The sequence below is a fragment of the Streptomyces sp. JLSY215 genome (assembly GCF_059682825.1).
Genome location: NZ_CM185022.1, coordinates 7,892,570 through 7,913,045 on the forward strand (window position 1 = coordinate 7,892,570; position 20,476 = coordinate 7,913,045).

Annotated in this window: 19 protein-coding genes; 10 read left to right on the forward strand and 9 right to left on the reverse strand. The window is 73.7% G+C overall.

Annotated elements, in window-relative coordinates:
• Positions 1 to 14 precede the first annotated feature (14 nt).
• The gene (locus tag AC5677_RS34985; RefSeq protein WP_497196869.1) at positions 15 to 1,298 is read right to left on the reverse strand and encodes an MFS transporter; all 1,284 of its coding nucleotides are present in this window, start codon (positions 1,296 to 1,298) and stop codon (positions 15 to 17) included.
• A gap of 196 nt (positions 1,299 to 1,494) precedes the next feature.
• Between AC5677_RS34985 and AC5677_RS34990 the strand changes: the two genes are divergently transcribed.
• Together AC5677_RS34990 and AC5677_RS34995 are read left to right on the forward strand one after the other, a co-directional pair.
• A complete protein-coding gene (locus AC5677_RS34990; RefSeq protein ID WP_497191904.1) occupies positions 1,495 to 1,950 on the forward strand; it encodes a DUF4442 domain-containing protein in 456 nt (151 codons plus the stop codon).
• 195 nt (positions 1,951 to 2,145) lie between these two features.
• Entirely contained in the window at positions 2,146 to 2,799 is a 654-nt protein-coding gene (locus AC5677_RS34995) for a DedA family protein (protein ID WP_497191905.1), read from the forward strand.
• A 98-nt stretch (positions 2,800 to 2,897) separates the two neighbouring features.
• On the opposite strand, the gene AC5677_RS35000 is transcribed toward AC5677_RS34995, so the two are convergent.
• The 3 genes from AC5677_RS35000 to AC5677_RS35010 all read right to left on the reverse strand — a co-directional run bounded on the left by AC5677_RS35000 (position 2,898) and on the right by AC5677_RS35010 (position 5,950).
• Complete coding sequence (locus AC5677_RS35000; protein WP_497191906.1) at positions 2,898 to 3,107, reverse strand: hypothetical protein; 210 nt, start codon at positions 3,105 to 3,107, stop codon at positions 2,898 to 2,900.
• A gap of 129 nt (positions 3,108 to 3,236) precedes the next feature.
• Complete coding sequence (locus tag AC5677_RS35005) at positions 3,237 to 5,249, reverse strand: ATP-binding protein (protein WP_497191907.1); 2,013 nt, start codon at positions 5,247 to 5,249, stop codon at positions 3,237 to 3,239.
• A 161-nt stretch (positions 5,250 to 5,410) separates the two neighbouring features.
• A complete protein-coding gene (locus AC5677_RS35010; RefSeq protein ID WP_497191908.1) occupies positions 5,411 to 5,950 on the reverse strand; it encodes a gamma carbonic anhydrase family protein in 540 nt (179 codons plus the stop codon).
• Positions 5,951 to 6,094: 144 nt separating this feature from the next.
• Between AC5677_RS35010 and AC5677_RS35015 the strand changes: the two genes are divergently transcribed.
• A complete protein-coding gene (locus AC5677_RS35015) occupies positions 6,095 to 6,898 on the forward strand; it encodes an acyltransferase (protein WP_497191909.1) in 804 nt (267 codons plus the stop codon).
• 30 nt (positions 6,899 to 6,928) lie between these two features.
• Here AC5677_RS35015 and AC5677_RS35020 read toward each other — a convergent pair whose 3' ends face one another.
• Positions 6,929 to 7,798 carry an EamA family transporter gene (locus AC5677_RS35020; protein WP_497191910.1) on the reverse strand — a complete coding sequence of 290 codons (870 nt, stop codon included), beginning with the start codon at positions 7,796 to 7,798 and terminating at the stop codon, positions 6,929 to 6,931.
• A gap of 117 nt (positions 7,799 to 7,915) precedes the next feature.
• Between AC5677_RS35020 and AC5677_RS35025 the strand changes: the two genes are divergently transcribed.
• Both AC5677_RS35025 and AC5677_RS35030 read left to right on the forward strand, forming a co-directional pair.
• Positions 7,916 to 8,488, forward strand: a complete 573-nt coding sequence (locus tag AC5677_RS35025; protein WP_497196870.1) for a helix-turn-helix domain-containing protein — start codon at positions 7,916 to 7,918, stop codon at positions 8,486 to 8,488.
• Positions 8,489 to 8,543: 55 nt separating this feature from the next.
• Complete coding sequence (locus AC5677_RS35030) at positions 8,544 to 9,101, forward strand: YbaK/EbsC family protein (RefSeq protein ID WP_497191911.1); 558 nt, start codon at positions 8,544 to 8,546, stop codon at positions 9,099 to 9,101.
• A gap of 16 nt (positions 9,102 to 9,117) precedes the next feature.
• On the opposite strand, the gene AC5677_RS35035 is transcribed toward AC5677_RS35030, so the two are convergent.
• The 3 genes from AC5677_RS35035 to AC5677_RS35045 form a co-directional block, all read right to left on the reverse strand.
• Positions 9,118 to 9,627: a GNAT family N-acetyltransferase gene (locus tag AC5677_RS35035; RefSeq protein WP_497191912.1), complete on the reverse strand. Its 510-nt coding sequence runs from the start codon at positions 9,625 to 9,627 to the stop codon at positions 9,118 to 9,120.
• Positions 9,628 to 9,652: 25 nt separating this feature from the next.
• Entirely contained in the window at positions 9,653 to 10,060 is a 408-nt protein-coding gene (locus AC5677_RS35040) for a CoA-binding protein (protein ID WP_497191913.1), read from the reverse strand.
• A 167-nt stretch (positions 10,061 to 10,227) separates the two neighbouring features.
• Positions 10,228 to 11,022 (reverse strand): type VII secretion system-associated protein, encoded by a 795-nt coding sequence (locus AC5677_RS35045; RefSeq protein ID WP_497191914.1) that lies wholly within the window; start codon positions 11,020 to 11,022, stop codon positions 10,228 to 10,230.
• 241 nt (positions 11,023 to 11,263) lie between these two features.
• On the opposite strand from AC5677_RS35045, the gene AC5677_RS35050 reads away from it, so the two are divergent.
• From AC5677_RS35050 to AC5677_RS35060, 3 genes are all read left to right on the forward strand, one after another.
• Entirely contained in the window at positions 11,264 to 11,890 is a 627-nt protein-coding gene (locus AC5677_RS35050; RefSeq protein WP_497191915.1) for a YigZ family protein, read from the forward strand.
• 139 nt (positions 11,891 to 12,029) lie between these two features.
• The gene (locus AC5677_RS35055) at positions 12,030 to 13,517 is read left to right on the forward strand and encodes an APC family permease (protein ID WP_497191916.1); all 1,488 of its coding nucleotides are present in this window, start codon (positions 12,030 to 12,032) and stop codon (positions 13,515 to 13,517) included.
• Positions 13,518 to 13,730: 213 nt separating this feature from the next.
• Complete coding sequence (locus AC5677_RS35060) at positions 13,731 to 15,296, forward strand: SDR family oxidoreductase (RefSeq protein ID WP_497191917.1); 1,566 nt, start codon at positions 13,731 to 13,733, stop codon at positions 15,294 to 15,296.
• A 46-nt stretch (positions 15,297 to 15,342) separates the two neighbouring features.
• Here the strand turns inward: AC5677_RS35060 and AC5677_RS35065 are convergent, their stop codons facing one another.
• A complete protein-coding gene (locus AC5677_RS35065) occupies positions 15,343 to 15,831 on the reverse strand; it encodes an ATP-binding protein (RefSeq protein ID WP_497191918.1) in 489 nt (162 codons plus the stop codon).
• Positions 15,832 to 16,190: 359 nt separating this feature from the next.
• Here AC5677_RS35065 and AC5677_RS35070 point away from each other — a divergent pair, with 359 nt between their 5' ends.
• Positions 16,191 to 17,357, forward strand: a complete 1,167-nt coding sequence (locus AC5677_RS35070) for an exonuclease SbcCD subunit D (RefSeq protein WP_497191919.1) — start codon at positions 16,191 to 16,193, stop codon at positions 17,355 to 17,357.
• Positions 17,354 to 20,452, forward strand: a complete 3,099-nt coding sequence (locus AC5677_RS35075) for an AAA family ATPase (RefSeq protein WP_497191920.1) — start codon at positions 17,354 to 17,356, stop codon at positions 20,450 to 20,452. The genes AC5677_RS35070 and AC5677_RS35075 overlap by 4 nt, the downstream gene beginning before the upstream one ends.
• The last annotated feature ends 24 nt before the right edge of the window (positions 20,453 to 20,476 follow it).

Consider the following 20,476-nt stretch of genomic DNA (forward strand, 5'->3'; position numbering starts at 1 on the left):
TCACCCGCTGTGGGTCATGGGGTGTTGGTTTCCTCCGCCTGCCGCGCCGGCTGCTCAGTGGCCGGGGCGGGGCGGTGGCCGTCCGACAGCGTGTCCCGCCGCACGAGTCCCCGGACGTCGCGTACGCACAGCACGGCCGCCGTCAGCAGCGCGACCAGCGCGGAGCAGCCCCACAGCGCGGCCGACCGGCCGATGAGGTCCTGCACGGGGCCGGCCAGCGCGGTGGCCATCGGGACCCCGACCAGGGAGCCGAACCAGTCGTAGGAGGAGACCCGGGAGAACTTCTCCTCGGGTATCTCCTGGTGGAGCGCCATCATCCACGTCACGGCGAAGACCTCGATGGCGATACCCGTACCGAACATGACCGCGGTCAGTCCCGGGGTGGCCAGCGGTACGGCCAGCGCGGCGGAGGGCAGCGCGAGCGGGAAGACGCAGAGCGTGCCGGTGAGCAGGATGCGGCGCGGCTTGATGCGGGTCATCAGCAGCGCACCGCCCACCGTGCCCACGCCGAACGCGGCCATCGCCAGTCCCCACGGCCCCGCGCCGCCCAGATGCTCCTCGGCGACCAGCGGCCCGTAGACCGCCTCGGCCGCCGCGATCACGGCGTTGACGAGGGAGAACTGCACCACGATCGCCCACAGCCAGCGCCGGGAGGCGACCTCTCGCCAGCCGTCCCGCAGGTCGTGCAGCATTCCTCCGCCGGGCGTGCGCGCCGGTACCCCGCTGACGTCGAGGAACGCCCGCAGCACTCCGGCCAGGGCGAAGCCGGCGGAGTCGACGGCCAGCACCCAGCCGGGGCCAACGGCGGCGACCAGCGCTCCGCCGAGCGCCGCGCCGCCGATGTTCGCGCCGTTCATGCCCATCCGGAACACGGCGAAGGCGCGCCCCGAGTGCGCGCCGGAGACGCTGGCGAGCACCATGCCCTCGGAGGCCGGGGCGAAGAACGCCTGCCCGGTGCCGCCGAGCGCGGCCAGCGCCGCCATCTGCCACAGCGGCGGATCCCCGGTCAGTACGAGCAGCGCGAACAGACCCTGGGAGACGCAGTTGAGGGTGTTCGCGGCGACCATCACACGATGCCGGGGCAGCCGGTCGGCGAGCGCGCCGCCGATCAGCAGGAACAGGACGAGCGGGAGCGTGCGGGCGGCGGCGACCAGGCCGACGTCCGTGCCCGAGCCGCCGGCGGCGAGCACCGCGAACGCGGTCGCGATCTGTGCTCCGGAGTTGCCGAGGCCGGCGATCACGGTGGCGCCGGTGAGCAACAGGAAGTTACGCCCGGCCCAGGCGGGGCGGGCCGTCACCACGCTCGCACCGCCCGGCGTCGTATCGGGCTCGGGTGGTGCGCGGTTCGTCGGGTTCGTCCTGGCCACATGGGCGTCAACGATATGCGGGCCCGGAGCGCCGCCGCACGCCGATTTGGGGGTACGCGAAGCCCGCCGGGGCCGGGTGCGGGGCGTGCTCTTCCCAACCTAAGCTACCGCTAGGTAACATGGCGCCATGTCCTCCGAGACCCTGCCGTCGATCGGCGAAATGATGTCGGCCTCCGTGCCGATGGTCCGCACCCTGAACCTCGAGTTCACCGAGACCACCGCCGAGCGCGCCGTGGTCCGCATGCCGGATCAGTCCGACTTCCACAACCACGTCGGCGGGCCGCACGCCGGCGCGATGTTCACCCTCGCCGAGTCGGCGAGCGGCGCGATCGTGATGACGGCCTTCGGCGATCAGCTCAGCCGCGCGGTGCCGCTGGCCGTGAACGCCGAGATCGGCTACAAGAAGCTCGCCATGGGGCCGGTCACCGCGACCGCCGAGCTCGGCCGGGCGGTGGCCGAGGTGGTCGCCGACCTGGATGCCGGTGAGCGCCCGGAGTTCCCGGTGAAGGTCACGATCACCCGCGAGGACGGCGCCGTCACGGGCGAGATGACCATCGTGTGGACGCTGCGTCCCCACAAGTGAGCCAGTAGGCGAAGACCGCTCCCCGGCCCGTCGTGCACTGCACGGCGGGCCGTCGTCGATCCGCGTCCGAACCGGGCAATCGAGTACGCTTCCCTGGCGCGCCGCTGCGGCGCGCCAGGGGAATCGACCGGCCCGGTGGCACATACGGCCGGGCAGCGGCCCACGGGGGCCCTACACCAAGTGGAGGAAGCGGCTTTGCACATCCAGGAGTGGCTCGAGACCGTACCGGCCGTGAGCGTCTACCTCCTGGTGGGGGTGGTCATCGGAGTGGAAAGCCTGGGGATTCCGCTGCCCGGTGAGATTGTCCTCGTCAGTGCGGCGATCCTCGCCGCGACCACGGACCACATCAACCCGTTCGTGCTGGGCGCCTGTGCGTCCGTCGGCGCGATCGTCGGTGACTCCATCGGGTATCTGATCGGGCGCAAGGGGGGCCAGCCGCTGCTGGACTGGGCCGGCCGGAAGTTCCCCAAGCACTTCGGCCCCGACCATGTCGCGATGGCCGAGGAGAAGTTCGAGAAGTGGGGCATGTGGGCGGTGTTCTTCGGCCGCTTCATCGCCCTGCTGCGCATCTTCGCCGGGCCGCTCGCCGGCGTGCTGAAGATGCCGTACTGGAAGTTCCTGATCGCCAACGTCCTCGGCGGCATCGTCTGGGCCGGCGGGACCACGGCGCTCATCTACAGCGTCGGCATGGTCGCCGAGTCGTGGCTGCGGCGTTTCCAGTGGCTCGGCCTGGTCGCCGCGCTGCTCTTCGGCCTCGGCTCCTTCCTGGTCATGAAGCGCCGCACGAAGAAGGCGGCCGCCGAGCGGGAGGCGCAGGCGCAGGACCAGATCCCGGCGGCGGTCGACTGACGTCCATCGGATCTCCGCGGGGATGAGCCCCGTGAACGCCCGGCCCGGTAGCACGCGCTACCGGGCCGGTGGTTTTCTGTGGAGCCGGGCGCGGTGGGTCAGGGCGTCGACCAGACGTCGGGGCCGCCGTCGCGCCATTCGATGAGCCGGGTGTCGTCCCAGGCGAACTCCGCGGTCGGGAATCCGGCCCGGCGCAGATACGCGGCCACGTCGCCGGGGCGCAGTGCGCGGCCCAGGTCCTGTCCGTAGAGCGTGACGCGGCGGCCGCCGGTACAGGGCGGGTGCACGATCACGGGAGCACGCTTCATGCCCTCCAGGATGTGACGGACCCGGCGCCTCCGCATCCCGAACGCGAACACCCGGTCACACTGTGTGGCCATCGGCGCTGCGCGGCCCTCGCCCGGCGGCGGGGCCGGCCGCCGGGCGAGGGCCGCGCCTCAGGACCCCGTACGCAGCCGGGAGAAGAACGGGGCCGGCCGCACCCCGCCGCCGCGCCGCCACCACCGGGCACCCCCGCCGGAGTCCGGCCCGGAGCCGCCCTCGCGCACCTCGCGCCGAAGAGCGGCGAGCAGATTGCGGGCCCCCGCGATGAACAGCGGATCCCCGACGAGCCTCTTGGCCGCCAGCGCCTTACGGCAGGCCCGCAGCGCCGCCTCCGGCCGGCCATGGGCCCGTTCGGTGAGGGCGCGGGCGTACAGGATGGTGGAGTGCAGCCAGAAGTCGCCGTCGGAGTGCCGCAACTCCCAGGCGCGGCGGGCGGCGGCCGTCGCCCCCTCCGCGTCCACCGCCGACAGCGCGATGGCCAGCAGCGCCCAGCTGTGGGCGGGCCCGGGGCCGAACCACGGGTCCGCGGACCGGTGCCCGGCCGCCTCCTCCAGGCACGCCACGGCCGTCCCGGTGTCCTCCCGGTACAGCGCCAGCACGCCGTGCGCATGCGCGATCCGGGCCAGGCCGTCGGAGTCCGCGTGCATCACGGCCGCCGTCCACGCCTGGTCCAGCAGCGCCTCCGCGGCCGCCGGCGCATGCTCCTGTGCGGCGAGCCAGCCGGCCAGCCACAACGCCCGCGCACGCAGCGGGGTGTCGTCCCGGGAGAGCAGCAGCAGCCGCTCCAGATGCGCCCGGCCCTCACGGCGGAAGCCGCACGCGCCCCACTGGAACCACAGCGAGACCGCGATCTCCAGGGCGCCGAGCGCATCGTCCGCGTCCTGCGGCGGCCGGGTCAGCGCCGCGTCGAGATGGTGCTGTTCGTCCTCCACCAGCCGGACGGCGATCTGCTGGTCGGGCCCCTGCCAGGCGATCTGGGCCTCGGCCGCGAGCGCCGCACAGGCCTGCCGGAACCGGCGCAGCGCCGCCGATTCCTCGCCCGCCTCGCGCAGTTGGGCCCGCCCGAAGTCCCGGGCGCCGCGCGGCAGCCGGTAGCGCGGCGGCAGCGCGGCCCGGGTGCCCTCCAGGGCGCCGCCCGCATCCCGTGCGCACTCCAGCACGGAGGCCAGCCGGAGCCGTTCGAGAGCGGCGTCGATCTCCGGTGCAGGAACGTCACTGCTGGCACAGACACACCCCGCGAGCCAGGGGTCGAAATCGCCGGGAAGCACCGAGAGCCGCGCCCACACCCGGCGCTCGGTGGGCGAGCAGAGGGCGTAGCCGGCGGCGTGTGCCGCGTAGAGGGAGGTGTGCCGCGCGGTCGGTGCCGGGCCCGAGTAGAACAGCGGGCCGTCCGCGTCCACCTGCGCCGCGAGCTGCGGCAGCGTCAGCCGGTCCAGCTGCCCGGCGGCCAGTTCGATCGCCAGCGGCGAGCCCTCCAGCGCCTCGCACACGGCGACGAGCAACTCCGGGGCGGCCGCCCCGGCCCGCGTGGCCAGCAGCTCGACGGCCGCTCCCGCGATGCCCTCGCCCAGCGTCACCGGGAGCGGCCCGACCTCGACCACCTGCTCCCCGGGCAGCCCCAGCGTCCGGCGGGACGTCGCCACGATCCGCAGCGCCGGTTCGGCCCGCAGCAGCCGCCGCACCAGCAGCGCGCATGCGTCGAGCACCGGGTCGCAGTCGTCCAGCAGCAGGATCGCCCGCCGGCGGACGCAGTGCGCGGCCAGCTCCGCGAGGGTGGCGCCGCCCGCCGGATCCGTCCGCTCGGGCCGGCCGTGGCGCGGTTCGTACGGGCGCGGGGCGCCCCCCGCGGCGGCCGGCGCGGCGGCGGGCAGGCCGACGGCCCGGAGCAGAGCGTCCGTCAGAGCGCCCTCGGCCAGGCCGTCCCAGCAGCCGACCCGGACGACCGTGCCACCGTGCCGCGCGAGGCGTTCGTCCAGTACGGCGCGGGCCAGCACACTCTTGCCCACTCCCGCGGCCCCGGTGAGCGTCACCAGAGGGGAGCCGTCCAGCAGCCCGGACACCCGCTCGTGCTCAACGGCCCGTCCCACCACCTCGGGCAGTGGCCGGAGCTCGGCCCACGCGCTCATCCGTCATCCTCGTCCACGGCACAGCCCCGCGCCGTCCTGTGAACGACCAACGATGCCAGAACCGACCGTGCGGCAAACAGGGCAAGTGCGCTTATCTATCGGGGGAAACGCGACGGGAACGCTTGACGGGAGGGGAGGGCGGCGGCGCCCGAGGGGGCCGCTCAGTCTTCCGTGGCCCGGACCGATTCCCGGTGCTGCGCCGCCAGTTCGAGGTACATCGCGGCATTGAGCTTTATCGTCTCGCGCTCCTCGTCGGTCAGCTCCCGCTTGACCTTCGCCGGCACCCCGGCGACCAGCGAACCGGGCGGCACCCGCATGCCCTGGGGGACCAGCGCCTGCGCGGCCACCAGCGAGCCGGCGCCGATGTGTGCGCCGTTGAGGACCGTGGCGCCCATGCCGATCAGGACGTCGTCCTCGACGGTGCAGCCGTGCAGGACGGCGTTGTGCCCCACGGAGACCCGCTCGCCGACGGTTACCGGGAAGCCCGGGTCCACATGCACCGTGCAGTTGTCCTGGATGTTGCTGTCGGCGCCGAGCACGATCGGGCCGCAGTCGGCGCGCAGCACCGCGTGGTACCAGACGCTCGCCCCCGGTGCCATCGTGACCTCGCCGAGCACGACGGAGGTGGGCGCGGTGAAGGCCGCCGGATCGACCGCCGGTTCCTTGCCGGCCACCCCTGAAATCAACGCCCGTCCTGCCATGTCCGTATCTCCTTGCCGAAACCGTGCCGCGCCAACAGCACCGTAGACGACGGCCGCACCGGCGGGCGGGCGCGGCTGCCGGTAGGGCGAAGATCACAGCGCGGGGCGCGACCGGCCGGCCGGTGCGCTGAGTACGGTGTGCGGGTGCCGTCACATAAGAACGTGTTCTCGTCCCTTGCGGCCTGGCGGCGCCGGGCCGTGTCGAGCGCCGTCCATCAGGGCGTGCGCTGGGTGAGGCGGACCGCCGCCGTCACGGCCGAACGACCCGGCCCGTACCGCTTCCGCCGGATCGGCGCCGGCGCCCGGCTCGCCTTCCCGCAGGGCACGGTCTTCGGCGACCCGTGGATCGAGATCGGCGACCACTGCATCATCGCGCAGGACGTGACCCTGACGGCGGGCATGATGCCGGACCTCGATCTCGGCCCGGACCCCATTCTCACGCTGGGCAACGGCGTCGTCCTGGGCCGCGGCAGTCATGTGATCGCGGATGTCCGCCTGACGATCGGCGACGACTGCTTCTTCGGCCCCGGGGTGTATGTCACCACCACCAACCACAGCTACGACGATCCCGAGGTGCCGGTCGGGAAGCAGTGGCCGCGCACCGACCCCGTCAGCATCGGCTCCGGCAGCTGGATCGGCACCGGGGCGGTCATCCTGCCCGGCGCGCGGCTGGGTAGGAACGTCGTGGTCGCGGCCGGTGCGGTGGTGCGTGGCGAGGTGCCCGACCATGCGGTGGTCGCGGGCGCGCCCGCCAAGGTCGTCCGCAGCTGGGACCCCGAGGCGGGCTGGCAGCCGCCGCTGCGTACGCCGACGCCCGTGCCGATCCCCGAAGGCGTCACGCCGGAGCAGCTGCTCGCGCTGCAGGGGTGGGCGCCGGTGGAAGCCGGGGTCGCGGCCGACGAGGCGTACGAGGCGCCCTTGGCCGCGGACCGGACGCAGCTTTCCTGAGCCGCCGTCAGCCGCGCCGGCCCGCGTCCGTCAGCCGCCCGACGCGAGCAGGACCGTACCGACCAGGGCGAGCGAGGCGCCCGCCGTCTGGACGGCGCGCATCCGCTCCTTGAGGAGGCCGAGCGCGGCGAGGGCGGTGACGACGGGGTAGAGCGAGGCGAGGACGGCCGCGATGGTGACCGGGCCGTTCTGGGCGGCGAGGGCGTAGGTGCCGTTGCCGGCGACATCGGCGATGCCTATGAAGGCGAGCGCGGGAAGCGAGCCGCGCAGCGCCGTGAACCCGCCCTCGGGCAGCGCGGGGGTGCCGCGCCGCGTCGTGGCGTACAGCGCGGCGCCGCCCACCGCGACATTGCACACCCGCTGGACGAACAGGGCGAGGAACAGGCCGGTCACGGTCGTGGACGCCTGGGAGATGAGCGTCATCACCGTGCCGAAGCCGAACGCCGCGATGAGGGTGAGCGCAATGGTCCGGCGTTCCACCGATGCCCCGCCGATCCGCGGTCCGCCGGCCAGCAGAACGCCGATCACGGCCACGAGCATGCCCCCGACCTGGATGAGCCCCGGCCGTTCGCCCGCCACGAAGCCGACGCTCAGCGGTACCAGGACGGTGCCCAGGGAGCCGAGCGGGGAGACCACGCCCATCGGGCCGAGCGCCAGGGCGCGGTAGAAGCAGAGCATCGCGGCGGGGCCGACGACGCCGGCCGCGACCGCGAACCACAGCTGGGGACCGGCCTCCCGCCAGCCGCCGGTGGCCAGCACGACGGTGCCCAGGACGAGGGAGGCCAGGGTCTGCGAGACGACCACCACGGTCAGCGGGTGCAGGCGTCGGGTGAGCAGTCCGCCGCCGAAGTCGGCGAGCCCGAAGAGCAGGCTGGTGGCCAGGGCGAAGACCGCAGTCATGGTGAAACCTCGCAGTACAGTGACGTGAACGCTGAAGTACACCACACGGTAGTTCATTGAATTGGACTACGGAATTGAATATTTTGCACTCCGATGGACCTCGACCTGGACGGACCCGTGACGGATCTCGATCAGCTCACCCAGTCGCTCGCCCGCAACCTCAAGCACTGGCGCACCGAACGCGGCTACACCCTCGACGCGCTGGCGGCGCGGGCCGGGGTCAGCCGAGGCATGATCATTCAGATCGAGCAGGCCCGTACGAACCCGAGCGTGGGGACCACCGTCAAGATCGCCGATGCGCTCGGCGTCAGCATCACGACGCTCCTGGATTACGAACAGGGTCCGCAGGTACGGATCGTGCCGCCGGGCGAGGCCGTGCGGCTGTGGTCCACCGACGCCGGCAGCCGCACCACGCTCCTGGTGGGAGCCGAGGCGCCCGGCCCGTTCGAGATGTGGGACTGGAGGCTGATGCCCGGCGACCACAGCGCCTCGGATCCGCACCCCCCGGGCACCGTCGAGCTGCTGCACGTCCGGTCCGGCACGCTGACGCTCGTCGTGGATGGCGCGGAGCACACGGTGACCGCCGGGGCCTCGGCGACCTTCGAGGCCAAGGTGGCGCACGCATACCGCAACGACGGGTCGGATCCGGTCGAGATGACCATGTCGGTGATCATCCCGCTGGGGCGCTGATCCACTCCCCGAGACGGGCCGCCCTGTATGGCCCGTGCCTGTTAGCTTGACGGACATGCGCGCGCCCATGGATGCCTTCGACGATGTCCGCCCCGCCGCCGAGTGCCTGGACGTGCTGGCGGCGCCGGTTGCCGCGGCGATCCGCAACTGGAGCGGATCCGTACCGGTGCAGGAACTCCGCTACGTGGACACCGATCCGGCCATCGCGGACACCGAGCTGCTCGTTGCGCACCACGGCGCCTGGCTGCTGGAGCAGTCGGCGAACTGCGTCGTGGTGGCGGGCAAGCGCGGCGGCGAGGTCACCCTGGCCGCGTGCCTGGTCCTCTCGCACACCCGGGTGGACGTCAACGGCACCGTCCGCCGCCAACTGGGCGCCCGCAAGGCGTCGTTCGCGCCGATGGACACCGCGGTCGGCGACAGCGGCATGGAGTACGGCGGCATCACCCCGATCGGCCTGCCCGCCGGCTGGCCGGTACTGGTCGACGCCGCCGTCGCGGACATCCCGTACGCGCTGATCGGCAGCGGCAGCCGGCGCGGCAAGCTCATCGTGCCGGGCAAGGCGCTGGCCGAACTGCCCGGCGCCACCGTTCTGGACGGGCTGGGCGTCGGGTAACTGCGGCTCCCGGCCGCTATTCGGTCCGCTCCGCCTGCCGGGGCCGCGCGCGGGAGCGCAGGTCCAGCGACAGCGGCGTGGAGTGCTCGGTGAAGCCCAGGCTCCGGTACAGCGGCTCCGCCGCGTCCGTGGCATGCAGATCGACGCGGGTGACGCCCCGCTCGGCGAGGCCGTCCAGCAGCGCCTCCGTGGTGGCGCGCGCATGGCCGCGGCCGCGGTAGCGGGGGTCGGTGCAGACGCTGAAGACGAACCCGAAGCGCCCCGACGGATGTCCGGGCGCGGGCAGCCGCTCCTCCACCCGTCCGACCGCGCAGGCCGCCAGATGCGGCGCCCCCGCCCCCTCGCCGTCCACCACGAACGCGACCAGCGGCGCATCCGGCCCGGTCAGCTGGCGACGCGCCACCGCCTCCGCCTCCCGCTCCCAACTCCCGGGCTCATCACGCCCGTTCATGGCCAGGAACATCATCCGGCGCAGCCGGACGAGCTCGGCGGCGTCTTCGGGGCGAGCGGCGCGGGGCGTGATCATATGCGGACGCTAACGCACCCGGAACTCAGCCCAAACGGGGTATCTCAATGGCCGGACAGCGGTCCATGACCATGGCGAGACCGGCCGCGCGGGTGCGGGCGTAGGCGGCCTCGTCGATGACGCCCAGCTGGAACCAGACGGCCTTCGCGCCGATCGCGACGGCTTCGTCGGCGACGGCCCCGGCGAGGTCGCTGTTCACGAAGGTGTCGACGACATCGACCGGGAAGGGAACGGCGTCGAGGGACGGATAGCCCACCTCCCCGTGCACGGTCTCGGCCTTCGGGTGCACCGGGACGATTCGCTTGCCGTGGCGCCGCAGCACATCGGCCACGCCGTACGCGGCGCGCTGCTGGTTCGAGGACAGCCCGACGATGGCCCAGGTGTCCCCGAGGCCGGTCAGGATCCTGCGGATCGTCGCCGGGTCGCCGTACATGGCTGCCTCCTGTGGTTCCTTGAGTGGTTCATGGTCCTGCAGGAGCACAACCAGCGGCCGGCCGCGCTGATTCCCGGCCCCGCCCGCCGACGGTGGCCGGGGCGTACGCCGGACATGCAGACGCCCCGCCCGAAGGGGAAGACGGGCGGGGCGAGTTCCTGGGTGGGTCAGCCGGCGCCGCCGACCACTCCGGCTCCGACGACCGGGCTGCCGTTCGCGGTACGGGCGGGCTTGCCGATCGCCGCGCCACCGGCCACCGGCTCGATCCCGGCGGCCGCCGTACCCGGGCGCAGCGCACCCGCGCCCGGCTCGTGCGTCTCTTCCGTCTGCTGCCCGGCCCCGGTCCCGGCCCCGGTCCCGGCCGCCGCGATCGCCGCCCGCAGCGGCTCGGTCTCCACCAGCATGCTCACCGGACCGGTCGGGTTCAGATACAGGGCATGCCCCGGCGGCAGCTGCTCGATGAGCTCGGCCACCGGCCGCCGGTCGTACAGCAGCCGGCCCACCGATTCGAGGTGGCCGGGGGAGGTGTAGACGGGGATCACCGGGGTGCCGTCCGGGGAGGCCGCGGCCAGCGGCGTACCGGTGGCGGTCACCAGGACCGAGACCTCCGCGCGGGCCAGCGTGGCATGGACGTCATCGGCGGGACCGTAGCCGGTGGCGGCGAGCTGCACCGCGCCGTCGACGGCGTCGGCCGGCTCCGCCCAGTCCAGCGCCTGCGGCGACGGCCGGTACTCGGGGTTGTCCCGCCACTCCTCGATCTCGCCGGTCGGGCCGGAACGCCACTGCCCGATCAGTGCCCACAGCGGTGGCGCCCCCTCGCCCTGCCAGGTCAGATCGACCATGGCCAGCCAGTGATCGGGGGCGGTGCGTGCCGCCTCGACGACCTCCGGAGGCGGCTCGGGCATGTCGTCGCCCGTCACGGGAACGCCCGCCGTCATCGCCGACTGTGTGCTCTCGTCCATGAAGCCCTCCGCCGCCGTTCCGTTCCTGAGTGCACGGGCGGACCCCGCAAACACCAAGGCGTTCGCCCTGGCTCACCCTGCCCACGGGCGGCGCGGACGTCTCCCCGACGCACCGTGGGGAGCCCGTGGGTACGCCGCCTGGCCGTGCGCCCTGCGCCCGTACGGCGGACACCGCAGCGCGCCGAGGGGCACCGGGACCGGCCGGTGTCCGTGTGTCACAGGGGCCGCATAGGCTGGTCGGATGCAGGAGCAGTACCGGACTCTCGCGCGCGAGGGCGTCCATGAGATAGAGATCAACAAGTCCCGCTTCCTCTGCGCGCTCGCCCCTGTGGCCGGCGAGGCCGAAGCCCAGGACTTCATCGCGCGTATCCGCAAGGAGCACCCGGGGGCACGGCACAACTGCTGGGCGTATGTCCTGGGTGCCGACGGCGGCGTCCAGAAGGCGAGCGACGACGGGGAGCCGGGCGGTACCGCGGGTGTGCCGATGCTGCAGATGCTGCTGCGGCGCGAGATGCGCTTTGTGGTCGCCGTGGTCACGCGGTACTTCGGCGGCATCAAGCTCGGCGCCGGCGGCCTGATCCGCGCCTACGGCGGAGTCGTCGGCGAGGCGCTGGACGCGCTGGGCACGGTCACCCGGCAGCGCTTCCGGCTGGTCACCATCCGCGTCGACCACCAGAGGGCCGGCCGGGTCGAGAACGACCTGCGGACGACGGGGCGTGCGGTGCGCGAGGTCACGTACGGGGCCGATGTACGCATCGAGGTCGGGCTGCCGGAAGCCGATCTGGACGGCTTCCGCGCCTGGCTGGCCGATGCGACGGCCGGGACGGCGGTGCTGGAGGTCGGCGGCGAGGCGTACGGGGAGGTGTGAGGCGCGGGGTGCCCCGGTGACGCAGGGACCGGGAATTCGTGTCCGCACCGGTGCGCCCGGCCGCCGATCGTGTCAGCCTGTGGCGCGGCGCGCGCCGCCGCGATCCGGCAAGCACAGTCGGCACGAGAGGGGCCGCCCGATGCCTGAACTCCTCGACGAGCGCGTGGGATTCGTCCGCCGTATCGGACTGTTCCAGGCCACCGCCCTCAACATGAGCCAGATGTGCGGCATCGGCCCCTTCGTGACCATCCCCCTGATGGTGGCGGCGTTCGGCGGACCGCAGGCCGTCATCGGATTCCTCGCCGGCGCGGTCCTGGCACTCGCCGACGGGCTGATCTGGGCCGAACTGGGCGCCTCCCTGCCGGGCGCGGGCGGCAGCTACGTCTATCTGCGGCAGGCCTTCCAGTACCGCACCGGAAAGCTGATGCCGTTCCTGTTCGTGTGGACGGCCATGCTCTTCGTCCCGCTCGGGATGTCCACCGGAGTCATCGGCTTCGTGCAGTATCTGGGCTACCTCTGGCCGGACATGAGCCAGGGTCAGGGCGACGCCGTCGGCCTCGTCGTCACCGTGGGCATCGTCGTGCTGCTGTGGCGCCGGGTGGAGAGCATCGCCAAGCTCACCGTCGTGCTGTGGACGGTGATGATCGTCTCCGTCGTCCTCGTCATCACCGCCGCCTTCACCCACTTCAGCCCGGAAAGCGCCTTCACCTATCCCGCGCACGCCTTCGAGCTGACGTCGTCCCACTTCTGGATCGGTTTCGCGGCGGGCCTGACCATCGGCATCTACGACTACCTCGGCTACAACACCGTCGCCTACATGGGCGCCGAGATCAAAGAGCCCGGACGCACCATCCCGCGCGCCGTCCTCTTCTCCATCCTCGGCATCATGACGATCTATCTGCTCCTGCAGATCGGCACCCTCGGCGTCATCCGCTGGCAGGACATGCTCGACCCGGACAATCCGGCATCCTCGTCCGTCGCCTCCGCCGTCCTGGAGCGCGCCTGGGGCAAGGGCCCCGCCGAAGCCGTCACGGTGCTCATCCTCGTCACCGCCGTCGCCTCCGTCCTCGCCGGACTCCTCGGCGGCTCCCGGATCCCCTACGACGCCGCCCGCGACCGGGTCTTCTTCCGCCCGTACGGCACACTCCACCCGCGCCACCGCTTCCCCGTACTGGGACTGCTGACCATGGGGCTCATCATGGGCGCGGGCTTCCTCCTGGGCCGGCACACCGACCTGGCCACCATCATCCAGCTGCTGACCACCGTCATGGTGATCGTGCAGGCGCTGGCCCAGGTCGCCGCGGTCACCGTGCTGCGCCGCCGGCAGCCGGCGCTGCGCCGCCCGTACCGGATGTGGCTCTACCCGCTGCCGAGCATCGTCGCGCTGGCCGGCTGGCTGGTGATCTACGGCTACGCGGACCGGAACGCGCCCGGCCGGCACCCCATCGAGTGGTCGCTGGCGTGGGTCGCGGCGGGCGTCGTGGCCTTTGTGCTGTGGGCCCGCTACGAGAAGGAATGGCCGTTCGGCCCGAAGCGGATCAGCGAGGAGTATCTGACGGACAGCGTGCGGGGTGCGGAGGGCGCGGCGGACGCACAGCGGGCGGATCCGGACGCCGAGCCGGTGTAGCCGCTGCCCGCGGCCGCGGTCCCCCGGCCGGGAGCCGTCCGGCGCCGCGCCACACCGTACGCGCCGGTACGGGCGAAGCGGCCGCCCTGGGGAAGTAGAAGTAGGGGAGGGGGAGGGACACGGGGAGGGTGAAGCGGCCGTTCGGAGAGGTGGCGGACGGCACCACCGAACGGGCGTCTGCCTGAGCCCGGCCTACTCCGGCGGAGGCGCGGCATGACGAGGGACGACGGCGAATCCGGGGACCGGTGCCTGGTGACCGGGGCCACCGGCTATATCGGCGGGCGGCTGGTGCCGGAGCTGCTCGACGCCGGGTACCAGGTGCGCTGCCTGGCCCGCTCGCCGGAGAAACTGCGGGACCACCCGTGGGCCGGCCGCGCGGAGGTGATGCGCGGCGATGTCACCGACGCGGCATCGGTACGGACGGCGATGGCGGGCATCGACGTCGCGTACTACCTGGTGCACGCCCTCGGCACCGGCTCCCGTTTCGAGGAGACCGACCGCAGGGCGGCCCGGATCTTCGGCGAGCAGGCCCGTGCGGCGGGCGTGCGGCGCATCGTCTACCTGGGCGGCCTGACCCCCGCGGGCGTACCGGAGCGGGAGCTGTCCCCGCATCTGCGCTCGCGCGCGGAGGTGGGACGCCTCCTCCTCGCTTCGGGGGTACCGGTCACGGCACTGCGCGCGGCGGTCATCATCGGCTCCGGTTCGGCGTCGTTCGAGATGCTGCGCTACCTCACCGAGCGGCTGCCGGTCATGGTCACCCCCAGCTGGGTGCGGACCAGGATCCAGCCGGTCGCCGTCCGCGATGTGCTGCGCTATCTCGTCGGCTCCGCCCGGATGCCGGACGAGGTCAGCCGCACCTTCGACATCGGCGGCCCCGACGTCCTCACGTATCTGGAGATGATGCGGCACTACGCGGCGGTCTCCGGCCTGCCGCGACGCCTGATCATGCCGGTGCCGGTGCTCACGCCGCGGCTGTCCAGCTACTGGGTCGGCCTGGTGACGCCCGTCCCGCACGGCATCGCCCGGCCGCTGACCGAATCGCTGCGGTACGAAGTCGTCTGCCAGGAACACGACATCGCGCGCTACGTCCCCGACCTGCCGGGCCGCCCCATTCCGTTCCCCCACGCGCTGTCGCTGGCCCTGCAACGGGTACGCGAGGCCAAGGTGACCACCCGCTGGTCCTCCGCGGCCGTGCCGGGAGCGCCGAGCGATCCGCTGCCCACCGACCCCGACTGGGCCGGCGGCAGCCTCTACACCGATCGCCGCGAGCTCTCCGTCGACGCCTCCCCGGACGCGCTGTGGCGGGTCGTCGAAGCCATCGGCGGCGACAACGGCTGGTACTCCTTCCCGCTCGCCTGGGCCGTGCGCGGCCGGCTCGACCGGATGGTGGGCGGCGTCGGGCTGCGCCGCGGCCGGCGCGACGCGGAACGGCTGCGGGTGGGGGACTCGCTGGACTTCTGGCGCGTCGAGGAGATCGACCCCGGCCGGCTGCTGCGGCTGCGCGCCGAGATGCGGCTGCCGGGACTGGCCTGGCTGGAGATGCGGGTGGAGCACGGTGCGTCGGGCGGCGCCCGCTACCGGCAACGGGCGCTGTTCCATCCGCACGGACTGCTCGGGCACGCCTACTGGTGGTGCATTTCGCCGTTCCACTCCGTGGTCTTCGGCGGTATGGCCCGCAATATCGCGCAGGCCGCCAGCGGTGCGCGGACCGGCGGCCGGACCCGCTTCCGGCGGGCCCGCGGCGGTGCAGCTCGCAAGGGCGGAACGAGGCCCCGATGAGCCTCCGACGATCCGGTGAGCCCCCGGGTGAGCCCCCGGCCGGTCATCAGTGGGCGGGCGCACCGCCCCCGGGCTCGCGGCTTCGCAGCGCGCGGCAGGGCATGAGCGCATGCACGGTCTTGCCCCGCGGCGTGACACACACGGAGGTGGCGACCGCCAGCCGGCGGACCATGGGCCAGCCGAAACCGCCGCCGTCCCCATCGACGTCGGGACAGCGCCCCACGGGCGGGACGGGACTGGAGTCGCTCACGGACACCACCACGGCGTCCCCGCAGACGGCCAGCCGCAAGGAGCACGAGTCGCCCTGCGCATGCCGTACGGAGTTGGTGACGAGCTCGGAGACGACGAGGACCACCGTGTCGGCGGCCGCCTCGTGCACCGGGGGCCGCAGACCCGCCAGAAACCGCATGGCGACGTCCCGTGCGGTGGCCGCGGCCTGCGGGCAGCGCTCCAGCGTCACCGCGTGCGCCGGCGGCGACGGGTTCGGTCGAAGGCCCGCGGTGCTGCTCATCAGGTTCGCCGCGATGCTGTTCACGAAGCGTCAATCCCTTCTCACGATCACTGCAGGGCCGGCGCCCGGTCGCGGGCGTTGACCTGCCGCGCAACGTCTGTCCCGGTCGCAGCGGCCATCTACCCCGGTCACGTTCCGTTATTCCGCGCGGACGGATGAGCATGGATGAGCGGGGCATCGGACCGCATTTCGGGCCGATGAACTCCCGGATCTCCCGGACCGCCACCAGAGCCCTGACGTGGGTGAAAGGATGAGGCGGGTGAGGGACCACGGGCTGCCGGAGGCTAGCGTGGTCGCCGGCGTCCGGGGCACTGCGCGGCCTCCGGCGCCGGTTGACGGGGATCTGTGAGGAGAAGAGAAGAAATGCGTCCCGGGGCGGTTACGTGAGAGTCCTGCACACCTCCGACTGGCATCTGGGACGGTCGTTTCACCGAGTGAGCCTGCTCACGGCCCAGCGCGCGTTCCTCGATCACCTCGTCGAGACGGTCCGCGCCCGGGGGATCGAGGCGGTGCTCGTCGCGGGCGATGTCTACGACCGCGCGGTGCCGCCGCTCGCGGCCGTGGAACTCTTCGACGAGGCACTGCACCGCCTCGCCGGCCTCGGCGTCCCGACGGTCATGATCTCCGGCAACCACGACTCCGCCCGCCGGCTCGGCGTCGGCTCCGGCCTGATGCGGCAGGCCGGCATCCATCTCCGTACCGACCCGGCCACCTGCGGCACCCCGGTGCTGCTGGAGGACGCACACGGCCCGGTGGCGCTCTACGGACTGCCGTATCTGGAACCGGCGATGGTGCGGCAGACACTCGGCGCCCGGCGTGCCGATCACGCCGAGGTGCTGGGCGCGGCGATGGAGCGGGTCCGCGCCGACCTGGCGGAACGGCCCGCGGGCACCCGCTCCGTGGTGCTCGCGCACGCCTTCGTCACCGGCGGCGCCGTGAGCGACAGCGAGCGCGACATCACCGTCGGCGGGGTGGCCTCCGTGCCCGCGGCGGTCTTCGACGGCGTCGACTACGCCGCGCTGGGGCATCTGCACGGCTGCCAGACGCTGACCGAACGGGTCCGCTACTCCGGCTCGCCGCTCGCCTATTCCTTCTCCGAGACCACCCACCGCAAATCGATGTGGATCATCGACCTCGATGCGGCGGGCGCGGTGACCGCCGAACGGGTGGACTGCCCGGTGCCGCGGCCGCTGGCCCGTATCCGGGGGCCGCTGGACCGGCTGCTCGACGACCCGGCGCTGGCGGTGCACGAAGCGGCGTGGGTGGAGGCGACGCTCACCGACAGCTCCCGGCCGCACGAGCCGATGGCCCGGCTCGCCGCGCGTTTCCCGGGCATCGTCAGCCTCGTCTTCGACCCCGACGAGGGCCCCGCCCGCACGCTCGCCTCCTACGCCCAGCGGCTGCGCGGGCGCAGCGACCAGGAGATCGCCGAGGACTTTGTGGAACACGTACGGGCCGGACGCGCGGCCGACGCGGACGAACGGGCCGAACTGCGGTCGGCCATCGATGACGTACGTCTGGACGACACCCTGCACGAGGTGGCGCGATGAGGCTGCACCGGCTGTCCCTCACGGCGTTCGGGCCGTTCGGCGGCAATCAGGTCATCGACTTCGACCGGCTCTCGCGCGACGGGCTCTTCCTGCTGCACGGCCCCACGGGGGCGGGCAAGACCTCCGTCCTGGATGCCGTGTGCTTCGCGCTGTACGGGTCGGTGCCCGGGGTGCGGGGGAGCGGCCAGGCGCTGCGCAGCGATCTGGCGGAGCCGCTGACGCTGACCGAGGTGGTCCTCGAACTGACCGTGGCCGAACGGAGGTTGGAGATCACCCGGCTGCCCGAGCAGCCGCGCCCCAAGAAGCGGGGCAGCGGGACCACCCGGGAGAAGGCGCAGAGCAGGCTGCGGGAGTTCGACGCGGCCGCGGGGGAGTGGAAGGCGCTGAGCCGCTCGCACCAGGAGATCGGCGAGGAGATCGGCCAGCTGCTCGGAATGAGCAAGGAGCAGTTCTGCCAGGTGGTGCTGTTGCCGCAGGGCGATTTCGCGCGCTTTCTGCGGGCCGATGCGGAGGCCCGCGCCCGGCTGCTCGGCCGGCTCTTCGACACCCGCAGGTTCGCCGCCCTGGAGGACCAGCTCAACGCGCGGCGCAAGGCCGCCGCCGACCGGGTCGCGACGGGCGACGAACGGCTGCTGGCGCTGGCGCACCGGATGGCACAGGCGGCCGGGGAGAGCGACGAACTCGACGAGGCGGCGGGGCCGGTCCCGGAGCGCGAGGTCGCCGACGCGCCGCGCCGTACGGGGGGCCGGCCGGCGGCCGCCGTCCCGAAGCAGAGCCGGAGCGCCGAGCGGCCCGTCGCCGGTCCCGGTGCTCCCGGATTCGCCGACGCCGTACTGGCCAGGGCCGCCATCGCCCGGGTCGGCGCCCGCGAGCGGCTGGAGGTCGCCCAGGCCACGGTGCGCGCCGCCGAGGAGGCGGAACGGTCCGCCGCCGGGCGGCTGGAGGAGGCGCACGAGCGGGACCGGCTCCAGCGGCGGTACGACGACGCCCGCCGGCGGGCCGCCCATCTGGAGGCCCGCGCCGAGGAGCGGGAGCGGGCCCGGCGCAGGCTGGAGCGGGCCCGTGCGGCCGCCGCGGTCGCCCCGGCCCTCGCGCTGCGCGACGCCGCCCGGCGTGAGCTGGCGGCCGCGCAGGACGCCGAACGGCGGGCCAGGGCCGTACTGTCGCCGGAACTCGCGGAGGCCGAAGGCGAGCGACTCGTCGCGCTGGAACGCCGGCTGAGGGCCGATCTGGGTTCGCTGGCGGCGGCGCAACGGGCCGAGCGGCGGGCCGCCGACATCGGCCTGGAGCGCGCCGGACTGGACCGCGAGGCGCGCGCCGACGAGCAGACGCTGCTGGATGCCGCCGAATGGCTGGCCGGCTGGGAAGCCGCCCGCGAGGCCCACCAGCGGCGCATCGCGACGGCGCAGGAGGCCGCCACCCGCGCCGAACAGCTCGCCACGACGCTCCGGCCCGCCGTCGAACGCCTCGAAGCGGCCCGTCGGCGCGACGCCCTCAGCGACGAAGTGCGGTCCGCCGAAGGGGAGTTGCTGCGCGCCCGGGAGCGCGCCGCGGCGGCCCACGAGAGCTGGCTCGACCTCAAGGACCGGCGGCTGCGCGGTATCGCCGCCGAGCTGGCCGAGGGGCTGCGGGACGGCGAGGCCTGCGCGGTGTGCGGCGCCACCGACCATCCCGAACCGGCCCGTCCGGGCGCCGGACATGTCGACCGGGCGACCGAGGAGGCCGCGCTGGCCGGGCACCGCCGGGCCGAGGAGAGCCGCCGGGACGCGGAGGCCGCCTGTCAGTCGCGCAAGGAGGCGCTGGCCGGTGCGGCCGCCACGGCAGGGGACGTGTCAACGGCCGAACTCGCCATGCAGGTAGAGGAGTTGCGCAAGGACCACGCCCGCGACCACGCGACCGGCGCGGATCTGCATGCCGCACGCGAGGCGTTCGACCGGGCGGAGCGCGAGTACGAGCGCCGCCGTGCCGAGCGCCAGCAGGCCGAGCGCCGGGTCGCCGCCCGTACCTCCCACCGCGAAGCGCTGGACCGCGAGCGGGCCGCGCTGGAGGAGGAGGTGAGCCGCGCGCGCGGCGACTGCGCCGGGGTGGCCGAGCGCGCCGGGCGGCTGGAGCGGCAGGTACGGCAGCTGGCCGCCGCGGCCGAGGCATCCCGTACGGCGAGCGCCTGCGCCGAGCGGTACGAGGACGCCGCCGCCGGGCTGTCCGACGCCGCCGGCCGCGCCGGATTCGACAGCCCGCAGGCCGCCGCCGAGGCACTCGTAGGGGACGGCGAATGGCGGGCGCTGCAACAGCGCCTCGACGAGTGGGGGGCCGAATCGGCCGCCGTGGCGGCGGAGCTGGCGAACCCCGAGGTCGTCGCCGCGGCGGCGCTGCCGCCCGCCGATCCGGACGCCGCGCGCACCGCACACGAGGCCGCCGGGCACCGGCTGCGGAGCGCCGCCGCGGCCCAGGCGGCGGCCCGCGACCGCTGCGGCGAACTCGACCGGCTCTCCGCCCGCGCGGCCGCCGACGCCCGCGAACTGGCCCCGATGCGCGCCGCCCACGACCGCATCGCGCGCCTGGCCGGGCTGGCCTCGGGCACCTCCAGCGAGAACGAACGGCGGATGCGCCTGGAGTCGTACGTCCTTGCCGCCCGGCTCGAACAGGTCGCCGCCGCGGCCGGCGAGCGGCTGCACAGAATGTCCTCGGGCCGCTACACCCTCGTCCACTCCGACGAACGGGCCGGCGGCACCCGGCGCTCCGGCCTGGGCCTGCACGTCATCGACGCCTGGACCGGCCAGGAGCGGGACACCTCCAGCCTCTCCGGCGGGGAGACCTTCTTCGCCTCGCTCGCCCTCGCCCTCGGCCTCGCCGATGTCGTCACCGACGAGGCGGGCGGCACCCGGCTGGACACCCTCTTCATCGACGAGGGATTCGGCAGCCTGGACGAGCAGACCCTGGACGAGGTCCTGGACGTCCTGGACGGGCTCCGGGAACGCAACCGCAGCGTCGGCATCGTCAGTCACGTCGCCGACCTCCGCGCGCGTATCCCCGCCCAGCTGGAGGTCGTCAAGGACCGGTCGGGCTCGACGGTGCGGCACCGGGTGCAGGGCTGAGCCGCACGGGCCGGTGCGGTGCGG

What these genes read in the sequence shown, in the direction of transcription:
- AC5677_RS35030 (WP_497191911.1), top strand. Translation starts at nt 8,544, where the DNA reads ATGCGCGCGCCCATGGATGCCTTCGACGATGTCCGCCCCGCCGCCGAG.
- AC5677_RS34990 (WP_497191904.1), top strand. Translation starts at nt 1,495, where the DNA reads ATGTCCTCCGAGACCCTGCCGTCGATCGGCGAAATGATGTCGGCCTCC.
- AC5677_RS35055 (WP_497191916.1), top strand. Translation starts at nt 12,030, where the DNA reads ATGCCTGAACTCCTCGACGAGCGCGTGGGATTCGTCCGCCGTATCGGA.
- AC5677_RS35075 (WP_497191920.1), top strand. Translation starts at nt 17,354, where the DNA reads ATGAGGCTGCACCGGCTGTCCCTCACGGCGTTCGGGCCGTTCGGCGGC.
- AC5677_RS35005 (WP_497191907.1), bottom strand. Translation starts at nt 5,249, where the DNA reads ATGAGCGCGTGGGCCGAGCTCCGGCCACTGCCCGAGGTGGTGGGACGG.
- AC5677_RS35060 (WP_497191917.1), top strand. Translation starts at nt 13,731, where the DNA reads ATGACGAGGGACGACGGCGAATCCGGGGACCGGTGCCTGGTGACCGGG.
- AC5677_RS35045 (WP_497191914.1), bottom strand. Translation starts at nt 11,022, where the DNA reads ATGGACGAGAGCACACAGTCGGCGATGACGGCGGGCGTTCCCGTGACG.
- AC5677_RS35010 (WP_497191908.1), bottom strand. Translation starts at nt 5,950, where the DNA reads ATGGCAGGACGGGCGTTGATTTCAGGGGTGGCCGGCAAGGAACCGGCG.
- AC5677_RS35040 (WP_497191913.1), bottom strand. Translation starts at nt 10,060, where the DNA reads ATGTACGGCGACCCGGCGACGATCCGCAGGATCCTGACCGGCCTCGGG.
- AC5677_RS35050 (WP_497191915.1), top strand. Translation starts at nt 11,264, where the DNA reads ATGCAGGAGCAGTACCGGACTCTCGCGCGCGAGGGCGTCCATGAGATA.
- AC5677_RS35000 (WP_497191906.1), bottom strand. Translation starts at nt 3,107, where the DNA reads ATGAAGCGTGCTCCCGTGATCGTGCACCCGCCCTGTACCGGCGGCCGC.
- AC5677_RS35020 (WP_497191910.1), bottom strand. Translation starts at nt 7,798, where the DNA reads ATGACTGCGGTCTTCGCCCTGGCCACCAGCCTGCTCTTCGGGCTCGCC.
- AC5677_RS35035 (WP_497191912.1), bottom strand. Translation starts at nt 9,627, where the DNA reads ATGATCACGCCCCGCGCCGCTCGCCCCGAAGACGCCGCCGAGCTCGTC.